12 protein-coding genes are annotated in these 13,611 nt (G+C 45.3%); 2 read left to right on the forward strand and 10 right to left on the reverse strand.

Translation table 11 applies throughout. From position 1 onward, the window contains the following. Positions 1–43 precede the first annotated feature (43 nt). The 3 genes from AACQ42_RS15100 to trmJ all read right to left on the reverse strand — a co-directional run bounded on the left by AACQ42_RS15100 (position 44) and on the right by trmJ (position 2,650). The gene (locus tag AACQ42_RS15100; RefSeq protein ID WP_013857499.1) at positions 44–1,258 is read right to left on the reverse strand and encodes an IscS subfamily cysteine desulfurase; all 1,215 of its coding nucleotides are present in this window, start codon (positions 1,256–1,258) and stop codon (positions 44–46) included. Positions 1,259–1,284: 26 nt separating this feature from the next. Continuing rightward, positions 1,285–1,806, reverse strand: coding sequence for a Fe-S cluster assembly transcriptional regulator IscR (gene iscR / locus AACQ42_RS15105; RefSeq protein ID WP_026027698.1), 522 nt, complete (start codon positions 1,804–1,806; stop codon positions 1,285–1,287). Between the two features lie 115 nt (positions 1,807–1,921). Then, positions 1,922–2,650, reverse strand: a complete 729-nt coding sequence (gene trmJ, locus AACQ42_RS15110) for a tRNA (cytosine(32)/uridine(32)-2'-O)-methyltransferase TrmJ (RefSeq protein ID WP_026027699.1) — start codon at positions 2,648–2,650, stop codon at positions 1,922–1,924. A 177-nt stretch (positions 2,651–2,827) separates the two neighbouring features. Between trmJ and suhB the strand changes: the two genes are divergently transcribed. Then, on the forward strand, positions 2,828–3,631 hold the full coding sequence (suhB, locus tag AACQ42_RS15115) for an inositol-1-monophosphatase (RefSeq protein WP_013857502.1): 804 nt from the start codon (positions 2,828–2,830) through the stop codon (positions 3,629–3,631). Between the two features lie 177 nt (positions 3,632–3,808). Here suhB and secF read toward each other — a convergent pair whose 3' ends face one another. The 5 genes from secF to queA all read right to left on the reverse strand — a co-directional run bounded on the left by secF (position 3,809) and on the right by queA (position 9,398). Then, positions 3,809–4,756: a protein translocase subunit SecF gene (gene secF, locus AACQ42_RS15120; protein WP_013857503.1), complete on the reverse strand. Its 948-nt coding sequence runs from the start codon at positions 4,754–4,756 to the stop codon at positions 3,809–3,811. Between the two features lie 14 nt (positions 4,757–4,770). Further along, positions 4,771–6,627 (reverse strand): protein translocase subunit SecD, encoded by a 1,857-nt coding sequence (gene secD / locus AACQ42_RS15125; protein WP_017044259.1) that lies wholly within the window; start codon positions 6,625–6,627, stop codon positions 4,771–4,773. A gap of 19 nt (positions 6,628–6,646) precedes the next feature. After that, positions 6,647–6,979, reverse strand: coding sequence for a preprotein translocase subunit YajC (gene yajC / locus AACQ42_RS15130; RefSeq protein WP_013857505.1), 333 nt, complete (start codon positions 6,977–6,979; stop codon positions 6,647–6,649). A 107-nt stretch (positions 6,980–7,086) separates the two neighbouring features. After that, entirely contained in the window at positions 7,087–8,217 is a 1,131-nt protein-coding gene (gene tgt / locus AACQ42_RS15135) for a tRNA guanosine(34) transglycosylase Tgt (protein WP_026027700.1), read from the reverse strand. Positions 8,218–8,345: 128 nt separating this feature from the next. After that, positions 8,346–9,398, reverse strand: coding sequence for a tRNA preQ1(34) S-adenosylmethionine ribosyltransferase-isomerase QueA (queA, locus tag AACQ42_RS15140; RefSeq protein ID WP_026027701.1), 1,053 nt, complete (start codon positions 9,396–9,398; stop codon positions 8,346–8,348). Positions 9,399–9,626: 228 nt separating this feature from the next. Between queA and AACQ42_RS15145 the strand changes: the two genes are divergently transcribed. Next, entirely contained in the window at positions 9,627–10,073 is a 447-nt protein-coding gene (locus tag AACQ42_RS15145; RefSeq protein ID WP_038171482.1) for a CBS domain-containing protein, read from the forward strand. Between the two features lie 93 nt (positions 10,074–10,166). Here the strand turns inward: AACQ42_RS15145 and aceA are convergent, their stop codons facing one another. After that, positions 10,167–11,477 carry an isocitrate lyase gene (gene aceA, locus AACQ42_RS15150; RefSeq protein ID WP_094166406.1) on the reverse strand — a complete coding sequence of 437 codons (1,311 nt, stop codon included), beginning with the start codon at positions 11,475–11,477 and terminating at the stop codon, positions 10,167–10,169. A 135-nt stretch (positions 11,478–11,612) separates the two neighbouring features. Further along, positions 11,613–13,247, reverse strand: coding sequence for a malate synthase A (gene aceB / locus AACQ42_RS15155; RefSeq protein WP_026028092.1), 1,635 nt, complete (start codon positions 13,245–13,247; stop codon positions 11,613–11,615). Positions 13,248–13,611 lie beyond the last annotated feature (364 nt).

The raw sequence follows: 13,611 nt of genomic DNA on the forward strand, positions 1-13,611 counted from the left end.
AATCCTCTATTTCCTTGGGAATAAACCAGTGCCTTTTAAAGGACTAGTGATGTGCCCATTCAACGGTGTTTAAATCCACACCCTCTTGATACATATCCCATAGAGGAGACATGTCACGTAATTTGCTTACGGCTACGCGGATTTGTTCAACGGCGTAGTCCACTTCTTCTTCGGTCGTAAAACGGCCAAATGAGAAACGAATCGAGCTGTGCGCCATTTCATCGTTCAAACCAAGCGCACGCAGTACATATGACGGCTCTAAGCTGGCCGACGTACAAGCACTACCTGATGATACTGCTAAGTCTTTCAAAGACATCAGCAGCGATTCGCCTTCAACAAAGGCAAAACTAATATTCAGGTTGTGCGGAACACGCTGATCTAAATCGCCATTCACACTCACGGCTTCCATGTCTTGTACACCAGCGAGTAGACGATCACGCAATGCTTTTGCGTGGTCAAAATCTTTTTGCATGTCTTGCTTAGCAATGCGGAATGCTTCACCCATACCTACGATTTGGTGCGTTGGTAATGTGCCTGAACGGAAACCACGTTCATGGCCGCCACCGTGCATTTGTGCTTCAAGACGGATACGAGGTTTACGGCGAACATATAATGCGCCAATCCCTTTAGGTCCATACGCTTTATGCGCAGAAAGGGAGATAAGATCCACTTTCATTTCTTGCACATCAAGGGGAATTTTACCGGCAGATTGCGCTGCATCTACGTGGAAAATTATCTTGCGTTCACGGCAAAGCTCACCGATCGCCATGATGTCCTGAATTACGCCAATTTCGTTGTTCACGTGCATGATCGACACCAAAATTGTGTCATCACGCATTGCCGCTTCTAATTTTTTTAGATCAATCAAGCCATTTGATTCTGGCTCAAGATAGGTCACTTCATAACCTTCACGCTCAAGCTGACGACATGGATCAAGCACCGCTTTATGCTCGGTTTTACAGGTAATGATATGCTTACCTTGCTTGGCATAGAAATGCGCCACACCTTTGATCGCGAGGTTGTCTGACTCTGTCGCACCGGATGTGAATACGATTTCGCGAGGATCAGCATTAAGCAGTTCAGCAATTTGCTCACGCGCAGTGTCTACGGCTTCTTCTGCCTGCCAGCCATAACGGTGCGATCGCGATGCTGGATTACCAAAAACACCATCCATCGTCATGTACTGAACCATCTTTTCAGCCACGCGAGGGTCAACTGGACAGGTAGCTGAATAGTCAAAATAAATAGGCAGTTTCATTTTCTACTCCAATGTAAACATTGCCGCTATGAGCGGGCATTAAGACCTACGGGCACCGAGCCGATAATCACGGTATTGGTATTTTTATTGGTTAACCCGTGGTTCACCGTCAGGCCCAAGCCTTGGCGGTCAGAAATTTCTAGTACTTCATTATCAATCATTAACTCGCCAAGAGTAATGTTGTTCAGAAAGTCACTAATGCGAGAGCTAAGATCTCGCCATAACGTATGTGTTAAGCAGCGAGTGCCACCTTGGCAGTCGGCTCTTCCATTACATTTTGTTGCATCAACTGATTCATCAACAGCGGCAATCACAGTACCAATCGAAATTGAGCAGGCATCTGCACCTAAGCGGTATCCACCACCTGGACCACGCACACTAGCAACTAGCCCCGCTTTACGCAGTTTAGAAAACAGCTGCTCAAGGTAAGAGAGCGAAATGCCTTGCCGTTCGGAAATATCCGCCAGTGGCACTGGGGTTTGTTGCGAATGCAGAGCCACATCTAACATGGCTGTAACCGCATATCTTCCTTTAGATGTAAGTCTCATATCACCGTATCCACATTGATTATGTGGTTGGAATTTTTCCATACCTGACTAAATAGGTCAAGTATTTATTTGACTAATTTAGTCAAGTATTTAACCCTATTATTAATATGGATAATTATTGATTGCTGCGATGCTTCTCAATTGAGGTCAACACACCACGTAATATATTGATTTCTTGAGACTCTGGACGCGAACGAGAAAATAGCCGACGGAGTTTATTCATGATCTGTCCCGGCTGTTCCTTTGAAATAAACTGTGTCTGTATCATTACCTTTTCAAGATGCTGATAGAACATTTCTAATTCGTGATGCAGAGGATACGCTTCTTCTGGCTGGGCTTGATAACCTTTTTTTTCATTATTTAGATAGGCAACACGCACCTCATAACTCAATGTTTGTACGGCCATAGCAAGGTTTAACGAACTGTATTCAGGATTAGCCGGAATGCACACATGAAAATGGCATTTTTGCAGTTCATCGTTGGTCAGCCCGGTTTTTTCTCGGCCAAATACTAAAGCAACCGGGTATTGCTGCCCTTCTTGCGCCAATTTTTCCCCACATTCACGTGGTTCAAGCATTGGCCATTCTAAAGTTCGTGAGCGTGCACTTGACCCAACCACCAGGCCACAATCTGCGACAGCCTGCTCTAGCGTATCCACGACCTCCGCATTTAACGCAATGTCGCTTGCTCCAGCAGCTAGAGCGATCGCTTGAGCGTCTACCTCGCATTGAGGCGAAACCAAAATCATTTTACTTAGGCCCATGACCTTCATCGCTCGGGCAGCAGAACCAATATTTCCTGAATGAGATGTCCCTACTAAAATGATTTTTACATTGTCTAGCATTACGTTGTACGCCACTCTATTTTAAACGACAGAATACTAACATAAACCTGACTAAAATGGTCAGGTCCTTTAGCTACACATGAACAACCGAGCAAAAAATAGCCACTTCCTTTTTAATAAAACTTTGTTATACTGCTGCCCGCTTTTTCGTTCTTTAACATCCGTTGGGAAAACTGTATGCATCCAATGCTAAACATTGCTATTCGCGCTGCGCGAAAAGCTGGTAACCATATTGCTAAATCACTAGAAAATACTGAGAAAATCGAAACAACTCAGAAAGGGACTAATGACTTTGTTACTAACGTAGACAAAGAAGCAGAAACTATGATCATCGATACAATCAAAAGTTCTTACCCAGAACACAGTATCGTTGCTGAAGAAAACGGGCTTATCGACGGTAAAGATAAGGACGTTCAATGGATCATCGACCCACTGGATGGCACAACAAACTTCGTCAAAGGTTTACCCCACTTCGCCGTTTCCATCGCGGTTCGCATTAAAGGCAAAACAGAAGTTGCTTGTGTTTATGACCCAATGCGCAATGAGCTGTTTACCGCTCAACGTGGTGCTGGTGCGCAATTAAACAACTCACGCCTTCGTGTTAAACAGTTAAAAGATCTTCAAGGCACTATTCTCGCTACTGGTTTCCCATACAAACAAAAGCAACATGCCGAATCTTTCATGAAAATCATGTCTGCACTGTTTGTTGAATGTGCTGATTTCCGTCGTACTGGTTCTCCTGCGCTTGATTTATGTTACCTAGCTTCAAACCGTGTCGATGGTTACTTTGAACTGGGTTTAAGACCTTGGAATTTAGCCGCTGGCGAGCTGATCGCTCGTGAAGCAGGCGTTATTCTTACCGATTTCTCTGGCGGTACTGAATACATGAAATCGGGCAACATTGTAGGTTCAAGTGCCCGTGGTGTTAAAGCGATTCTGAAACACATTCGTGATAACGGTAACAGCGCTATTCTTAAATAGGCTGCACTAAATACCATCAACACCGTCAAAATTGATTCAAGCCTCGTATAGCAATATACGAGGCTTTTTTAGTTTCGTTTTATACTTTGCTACTTAGAGTGACCGCGGTGTGGGATGGGGTAGAAAAAAGCCGCAGAATATTCTGCGGCTTTGGCTATTTAAGAAACTTTCAGGCTGCTAAGGAAGTTCGTCGAACTCCGCACCCTCTTTTTCCACTTGAGGTGGAAGTAGGTGCTCACGGGTAATTCCTAATTTCAATGCCAACGCTGATGCGACATAGATAGATGAATAAGTACCCACGGTGATACCGAGCAGTAAAGCGGTGGCAAAACCATGTATGTTCGCACCACCTTGTACAAAGAGTGCGATCACCACCAGCAAGGTGGTTCCCGATGTAATCAAAGTCCGGCTCAAGGTTTGGGTAATTGAGCTGTTCATGATCTCGGCTGAATCACCTTTACGCAATTTACGGAAGTTTTCACGGATACGGTCAAATACCACAATCGTATCGTTGAGCGAGTAACCGACAACGGTCAGCAAAGCGGCAACAATCGTTAAATCAACCTCAATTTGCATAATAGAGAAGATGCCAAGCGTGATGATCACATCGTGTGCAAGTGACATCACCGCACCCGCAGCGAGCCGCCATTCAAAACGAACAGAGACATAAAGCAAAATACAGATGAGCGAAGCCAAAATTGCTAAGCCTCCGGCTTCAGCTAATTCATCGCCCACATTCGGGCCAACGAACTCAATACGGCGCATCTCGACACTTTTTCCTGTCCCCTCTTTAATAGCAGAAAGAATTTGGTTGCCTAACGTCTCGCCAACCATGTCAGCACGTGGACGAAGACGAACCATCACTTCGCGCGCGGAACCGAAATTCTGCACCGTCGCATCGCCAAACCCTTTCGCTTCCAAAGCACTGCGGATATCTTCAAGATTAGCTGGGTGTTCAAACCCAACTTCAATCAAAGTACCGCCGGTGAAGTCCAGTCCCCAGTTCAACCACTTGGTTGATAAAGTGAAAATAGACGCACCAATCATTAAAAGAGAGAATAAAAACGCAAATTTAGACCAACGCATAAAGTCGATCGTTTTATCTGCTTTTAGAATCTGAAACATAGTAATTCCTAGCCTTAGATCGACAATTTTTTAATGCGTTTACCACCATATAACAGGTTCACAATACAGCGAGTCCCGATAATAGCGGTAAACATTGAGGTTAAAATACCGATAGAAAGTGTGACGGCAAACCCTTTGATGGCTCCAGTCCCCACAGCAAATAGAATGATTGCCGTAATCAACGTAGTGATGTTGGCATCAGCAATGGTACTGAACGCGTTAGCATAGCCTTGGTGGATAGCTTGTTGTGGGTTTCGTCCATCACGGAGCTCTTCACGAATACGCTCGAAGATCAGAACGTTAGCATCCACGGCCATACCTACAGTCAATACGATGCCCGCAATACCCGGCAAGGTCATTGTTGCCCCTGGGATCATCGACATTACACCAATAATGAGCACAAGGTTCGCCATCAATGCAATATTGGCAATCAAGCCAAAACCACGGTAGTAAAGCAGCGTAAAGAGCATCACCGCAACCATACCCCAGATGCAGGCTTGAATGCCCATATCGATATTTTGCTGCCCCATTGATGGACCAATGGTACGCTCTTCAACAATAGAGATTGGCGCAATTAACGCACCTGCACGCAGTAAAAGTGCAAGGTTTTGAGCTTCTGCAGCAGAGTCAATTCCCGTGATACGGAAGTTACGCCCAAGAGCCGACTGAATCGTTGCTTGGTTGATCACTTCTTCATGCTTATCGAGAATCACTTTGCCATCAGGTGTCCGACGGCCGCTGTCTTTGTACTCTGCAAATACCGTTGCCATAAGCTTGCCAATGTTCTTTTTAGAGAACGCCGACATCTTATTTCCGCCTTCGCTATCTAACGAAATGTTCACTTGCGGGCGACCATATTCATCCATGCTAGAGCTGGCATCCGTGATACTTTGACCACCTAGAATCACGCGTTTTTTCAAGACAACCGGGCGACCATTACGATCAGATTTGATTTCACTCCCAGCAGGAGCACGACCAGAAGCCGCGGCGGCTAAATCAGCCTTGTCATCAACTTCACGAAACTCAAGAGTCGCGGTTGCGCCAAGAATCTCTTTAGCACGAGCAGTATCTTGAACCCCCGGTAACTCAACCACAATGCGGCTGGCACCTTGACGCTGCACTAAGGGTTCAGCGACCCCTAATTCGTTAACACGGTTACGCAAAATCGTGATGTTCTGCTCAACGGCGTAATTTCGAACTTCCTGCAAACGCTGCTCAGTAAATTGAGCAATCAGCGCAAAGCGACCGTCAGCCTTAGACGTAGTAAAAGTCATATCAGGATGTTTCGACGTTAATGCTTGCTGTGCTTGCTCTAATTGCTCATCGTCACGCAAAGTGACTTCCACTCGGTCGTTGCCCACAGAGCGAATGGCGCGATAGCGAATTTTGTCATCACGCAGTTCGCTGCGAAACGCTTCTTCTTGCTGGCCAATCAATTTTTCCATCGCAGCGTCCATATCCACTTCCATTAAGAAGTGAACACCACCACGCAGATCAAGGCCAAGCTTCATCGGTGCCGCGCCAATCGATTCCAACCAAGAAGGCGTTGAAGGAGCAAGGTTAAGTGCAACAATTGTATCTTTGCCTAACGCTTCACTCACCACATCACGCGCACTGATTTGAGTATCGGTATCGTTAAATCGAACAAGAATTGATCCATTCTCTAGAGCAATGGATTTATGAGAAAGGCTCTCTTTATCAAGAGCTTTGGTGACAGCATCCAGCGTTGACATATCAACAGAGGCGCCACGCGCCCCTGTAATTTGAATTGCCGGATCTTCACCGTAAATATTTGGAAGTGCATATAAAGCAGAGAGAGTGATGGCGAACACCACTAACAAATACTTCCATAACGGATAACGGTTTAGCACAGCAAGGATCCTTTAGCTGTTATAAAGACTTAAGCGTACCTTTTGGTAGCACCGCTGTAATGAAATCTTTTTTGATCACAATTTCATTGTTCACATTCAGTTCGATAGAGATGTAATCGCTGTCTTCTGCGATTTTAGTGATTTTACCCACTAAACCGCCACTGGTTAACACTTCATCACCTTTAGTCATGGCGGCCATCAAACTTTTATGCTCTTTAACACGTTTGGCTTGTGGGCGGTAAATCATGAAGTAGAAAATAACCGCAAACATACCAAGCATGATCAGCATTTCATAACCGCCACCTTGTGATGCACCTTCACCTGCTGCGTGTGCTACAGAAATTAAACTCATTGAAAACGTCCTCTAAAATATTGTTGTGTAATGTAATTCTAATTGGGCTGCGTTGGCTTAATTTCAAGTTTATCACTTCACAAATTAAGCAAAACGCAGCAAAACCGTTATTGGCCCATTGGTGGAACTTCACGATTGCGACGAGCATAAAACTCCTCAACAAACGCGTCGAAGCGATCTTCTTCAATCGCTAAACGAATGCTTGCCATCAGGCGTTGGTAATAACGTAAGTTATGAATAGTATTTAAACGCGCACCCAGAATTTCGTTACAACGATCCAGATGGTGTAAATACGACTTCGAATAATTTTTGCAAGTGTAACAGTCACAATGCGGATCCAGCGCAGTTGTATCGGTTTTATGTACTGCATTACGGATCTTGATCACACCACCCGTCACAAATAGATGGCCATTACGTGCATTTCGCGTTGGCATCACACAGTCAAACATATCGATACCGCGACGTACCCCTTCCACTAAGTCTTCAGGTTTACCGACACCCATCAGGTAGCGTGGTTTGTCTTCTGGCAATTGTGGACAGGTGTGCTCAAGTACACGGTGCATGTCTTCTTTAGGTTCACCCACCGCTAAGCCACCAACCGCGTAGCCATCAAATCCGATCTCGGTTAAGCCTTTCACGGAAACATCACGCAAATCTTCGTAAACACTGCCTTGCACGATACCAAATAGCGAGTTGGTGTTCTCTAATTTGTCGAAATGGTCACGTGAACGCTGCGCCCAACGTAAAGACATCTCCATTGATTTTTTCGCTTCGTCGTGCGTCGCAGGGTACGGCGTACACTCATCGAAAATCATCACAATGTCAGAGCCCAGATCTTTTTGAATTTCCATCGACTTTTCTGCGTCCATGAAAATCTTGTCACCATTTACTGGGTTACGAAAATGCACTCCTTCTTCCGTGATTTTGCGAATATCACCCAAGCTAAACACTTGGAAACCACCTGAATCGGTGAGGATCGGGCCTTGCCAGTTCATAAAATCATGCAAGTCACCGTGCATTTTCATCACTTCTTGGCCAGGGCGCAGCCACAGGTGAAAAGTATTACCGAGCAAAATTTCTGCACCCGTCTCTTTTACTTCTTCCGGTGTCATGCCCTTTACTGTGCCGTAAGTACCTACAGGCATGAATGCCGGTGTTTGCACAGTGCCACGTTCAAAGGTTAATTGCCCACGGCGAGCATTTCCGTTTTTCTTTTTAAGTTCGTATGTTAACTTCACGAAGCCTCCAATGTCAGAGAAACAGTCTGACGTATCATGATTAGGTGCAAGCACCCCTCTAGAGCGGTCGCCAATTCCTAGCGAAAAACGAAGCGGAGCTTCTTCTCCTAGCGTAATGCTAGCACTCGTTAATTGGTGTTCTTGGTGATAAACATCGCATCACCATAACTAAAGAAACGATATTGATGTTTCACGGCATGCGCGTACGCGGCCATAGTATGCTCATAACCTGCAAAAGCGCTGACGAGCATAATCAGTGTCGACTCTGGTAAGTGGAAGTTAGTGATTAAGCAATCCACCAACTGGTACTCATAACCAGGGAAGATAAAAATTTCAGTATCGCCAAAAAAAGGAACCAGCTCAGTGCCCTTTTTAAGCGCATCTTGCGCGGCACTTTCCAGTGAGCGCACCGACGTAGTTCCAACAGCGATCACTCGACCACCACGCGCTTTCGTCGCGTTGACGGCATCGACTACCTCTTGTGGCACTTCAACATATTCTGCATGCATATGGTGATCGTGAATATTGTCGACTCGTACTGGCTGGAAGGTTCCAGCGCCAACATGCAAGGTTACATAAGCAAATTCGACACCTTTCGCTTTGATTTGCTCAAGCAGAGCCTCATCGAAATGCAAACCGGCGGTCGGTGCAGCGACAGCTCCCGGTTTTTGGTTGTATACGGTTTGATAACGCTCTTTATCAGCATCTTCATCAGGGCGGTCAATGTAAGGCGGCAACGGCATATGGCCAATCTCGTTTAAGATCTCCAGTACCGTCTTTGACGCTGTAAAACGAATCTCGAACAGCGCGTCATGGCGAGCCACCATGTGTGCATGATATTCGTCATGCTCTCCTAAATACAACTCACTGCCCGGTTTTGGCGGCTTAGATGAGCGAACATGAGCTAAAATCGTCTGTTCATCCAACATTCGTTCGACCAATACTTCCAGTTTGCCGCCTGAAGCTTTGCGCCCAAACATGCGAGCCGGGATGACACGTGTATTGTTAAAAACCAATAAATCGCCGGGCTGAACTCGGTCAAGAACGTCTTTAAATGAGCCATCCGCCAGTTCACCGCTGTTACCGTCTAATTGCAGTAAGCGACTCGCCGTACGTTCAGCCGTTGGGTAACGAGCAATCAGCTCATCGGGAAGTTCAAAGTGAAAGTCTGAAACTTGCATAGTTCTTATCTTGTTCGTTTTGAGTGGATGACGTAATTTTTTTAAGCGCCGTAGTATATATGTAAACACCTTCGCTCGTCAGACCCAGATCTAAATTTAATGTAATTAAACATGAAAATGGCACCCAATCTTTACGCATCAATCAAAGTAAAAATAGCGGGAGCTCTCAGATATTTTGCGCAGAAAAAACTATAGTTGAATCAGGTCAATAATAAAAAGGAGCTCGTTATGATCAAAATAGAAGACATGATGACTCGCAACCCCCATACCCTGTTGCGTACACACACGTTAGCCGATGCTAAGCACACTATGGAAGCGTTGGATATTCGCCACATCCCTATCGTCGATCCACACAAAAAACTACTCGGTATCATTACTCATCGAGATATTCTTGCCGCGCAAGAGTCGAGCTTAAAAAACATCCCTGAAGATCAATCATATACACTGACAACACCGTTATATGAGGTGATGCATACTGAAATTATGACGGTTGACCCGCGAGCTGGGTTAAAAGAGAGTGCTATCTACATGCAAAAACATAAAGTAGGCTGCTTACCCGTTGTAGATAAAGGCCAACTAGTGGGCATTATTACTGACACGGACTTTATTGGGGTAGCTGTTACCTTACTTGAGCTACAAGAAGAGAGTGAACCGGACGAAGTCGATATTGAATAACGCTCACTCCCTAATATAAGTGCCTCACATAAAAAAGAGCGGCTTACGCCGCTCAAAGGTGTTACACAGATAATGATTGGGAAGTATCGCTAATTAAAATTGGTCTTCTTCAGTAGAGCCCGTTAACGCGGTCACGGAAGAGCTGCCACCTTGGATGGTATTGGTCATCCGGTCAAAGTAACCCGTTCCCACCTCTTGTTGGTGTGCAACAAAGGTATAACCTCTTGATGCTGCTTCAAACTCTAGACGCTGAACTTTCTCAACGTAATGACGCATACCTTCGCCTTGCGCGTAAGCATGTGCTAACTCAAACATGTTGTACCACATGTTATGAATGCCCGCTAAGGTGATGAATTGATATTTGTACCCCATGTCCGACAACTCTTGCTGGAAACGAGCAATGGTGTCTGCATCCAAGTTTTTCTCCCAGTTGAAAGAGGGAGAACAGTTATAAGCCAGCAGTTGATCTGGGTATTGCGCTAGAATTGCTTCGGCAAATTGGCGGGCTTCATCCAAATCAGGCTTAGCGGTTTCACACCACACGAGATCAGCATACGGCGCGTAAGCGAGACCGCGTGAAATCGCTTGCTCAATCCCAGCATTCACGCGATAGAAACCTTCTTGAGTACGCTCACCTTGGATAAAATCACGATCGTATGCGTCGCAATCCGAGGTCAGTAGATCCGCCGCGTTTGCATCAGTACGAGCAATGACCAAAGTGGTTGTCCCTGATACGTCAGCGGCCAAACGTGCCGCAATCAATTTTTGAACCGCTTCTTGAGTCGGAACCAGAACCTTGCCGCCCATGTGTCCGCATTTTTTTACTGACGCCAACTGATCTTCAAAGTGCACACCGGCCGCCCCTGCTTCAATCATCGACTTCATCAACTCGTAAGCATTGAGTACGCCACCAAAACCGGCTTCAGCATCAGCAACAATCGGTAAGAAGTAATCAATACCACCTTCATCTTCCGGTGATTTTCCGGCCGCCCACTGAATTTGATCGGCACGACGAAACGAGTTGTTGATGCGCTTGACCACCGATGGAACAGAATCGACTGGATAGAGCGATTGGTCTGGGTACATGGTGGAAGCGGTGTTGTTGTCTGCCGCTACTTGCCAGCCGGAGAGATAAATCGCCTCAATTCCCGCTTTGGCTTGTTGTACCGCTTGACCACCTGTCAATGCACCCAAACAGTTCACATAACCTTTTTTGGCACTGCCGTTAACCAGTGACCACAATTTATCAGCGCCACGTTGGGCCAAGGTGTTGGCTGGAGTGATTGAACCGCGCAGGTCAACCACTTCAGCAGCAGTATAAGTACGCTTTACATTTTTCCAGCGTGGGTTGGTTGCCCAATCTTTTTCTAGAGCTTCGATTTGTTGGCGGCGAGTTAATGTCATGGTCTATCCCTCTTATTTTGATGCGCAAGCGCACTGTCATCCTTTTCTCAGCAGTACGACCTATTCTGCTTTTGAAAACAGCTTCACGTTATTGGTTGTCAGTAATTGGTTATTAGTTATTGGTTTTAAATCTCATCAATCTAGGTAGTCATAACCCGGAACGGTGAGAAAATGAGTCAGCTCATCGCTGGTAGTTAAGCGAGCCATCAATTGTGCCGCTTCGCTAAATCGTCCTTGTGCAAATCGCTGCGTGCCGATTTCCTGTTTCACGACTTCAATTTCTTGCGCAAGATACTGCTCAAAAAGCGCTTTGGTAACAATCTGACCATTATCCAAGGCTTTTCCATGCTTGATCCATTGCCATATTGACGCTCGAGAAATCTCTGCGGTCGCCGCATCTTCCATCAAACCATAAATGGGGACACAGCCATTGCCGGAGATCCATGCTTCGATGTACTGAAGTGCAACTCGAATATTATGACGCATGCCCTGCTCGGTACGTTCCCCTTCACATGGGGTCAACAGCTCATTGGCATGAATCGGCGCATCAGACAGACGCGTAACATCTAATTGGTTACAACGCTCGCCCAGTACTTGGTCAAAGACCGCTTTTGCCGTATCCGCTAAACCGGGATGGGCAACCCAAGTACCGTCATGACCATTATTGGCTTCAAGTAATTTATCGTGATGAATTTTATCGAGAACCAACTGATTTTCTTGGGGATCTTTAGCTGGAATGAACGCGGCCATACCGCCCATCGCAAATGCGCCACGCTTATGACAGGTATAGATCAGCAAGCGTGAATAAGCGTTAAGAAACGGCTTTTCCATTGTGACAACTTGGCGATCTGGTAGCACCCGATCCGGATAATTTTTCAATGTCTTGATATAACTGAAAATGTAATCCCAGCGGCCACAATTTAAGCCGACAATGTGTTCTTTAAGCGAGAACAATATTTCGTCCATCTCGAACACGGCGGGTAAGGTTTCAATCAATACGGTGGCTTTAATGGTGCCAGTTTCTAACCCAAAATACTCTTCGGTAAAATGGAAAACGTCACTCCACCACTTTGCTTCTTGATAGGCCTGAAGTTTTGGAAGATAAAAATAAGGGCCACTGCCTTTTTTAAGCAATGATTTATAGTTGTTGTAAAAGTAGAGTGCAAAATCAAACAGCGAACCCGGAATACTTTGCCCTGCATATTTAACATGCTTTTCTTTAAGGTGCAGACCGCGTACCCGACAAATGAGCACCGCTGGGTTATCTTTAAGCTGGTAGCACTTACCATTGTCAGGATTGGTATAGCTAATGGTTCCTTCAATGGCATCACGCAAATTGACTTGCCCATCCAGCACTTTATCCCATGCTGGTGACATCGAATCCTCAAAATCCGCCATGAACACTTTGACGTTAGCATTCAATGCATTGATCACCATTTTTCGGTCGGTTGGCCCCGTAATCTCCACTCGACGATCTTGTAAATCGTGTGGGATACCGAGAATTTTCCAGCTTCCTTCGCGAATATCTTGCGTATCCTTGAGAAAATCCGGCAGTTCTCCGTTATCAATACGTGTTTGTCGCTCTTCTCGTGCATCCAGCAGCGAATCAACACGGCTTGCAAATTTAGCACACAGAGTGGACAAGAAGATTTGGGCTTCTGAAGGGAAAATAGCTTGGTGATGTGGGCCAACGGCACCAACAACCTCAAGCTTGGCTTCGTGGTGTTCTTTGCTGAGTGCTAACTCTGTTTCTGGGGTCTGTGCAAACATAACGCTCTTCCTTAAAACCATTTCAACTACATTTGTAATTTAAAAACCACAAATTCAAATGCTCATTTTTTGCTATCCACTGACTTATCTCTACCGACACTTTCTCTCAGTCAATCCAATATTTCAAGCCTAACCAAGCTAGACACAAGTCTTACAAAACCTTATTAAACCTTACATCAACTCATCATTCAGCAAAAGAGACAAAGTTAATGAAAGGTTAAAAACAAAGTTTTATCCCGTTTCAAACCTATGTTTGATTTCCTTGTTAAATATGAAAGTTATTACGTTATTTAATTACAAAATTAAAAAGGCAGATTTTAGTTTTAAACAGAAGTTCGAAATGATGTGAGACGCAGTAAGGCTT

Origin of the sequence: Vibrio sp. V12_P9A6T4, assembly GCF_963874835.1 — a bacterium.
GTDB lineage: Bacteria > Pseudomonadota > Gammaproteobacteria > Enterobacterales > Vibrionaceae > Vibrio > Vibrio anguillarum.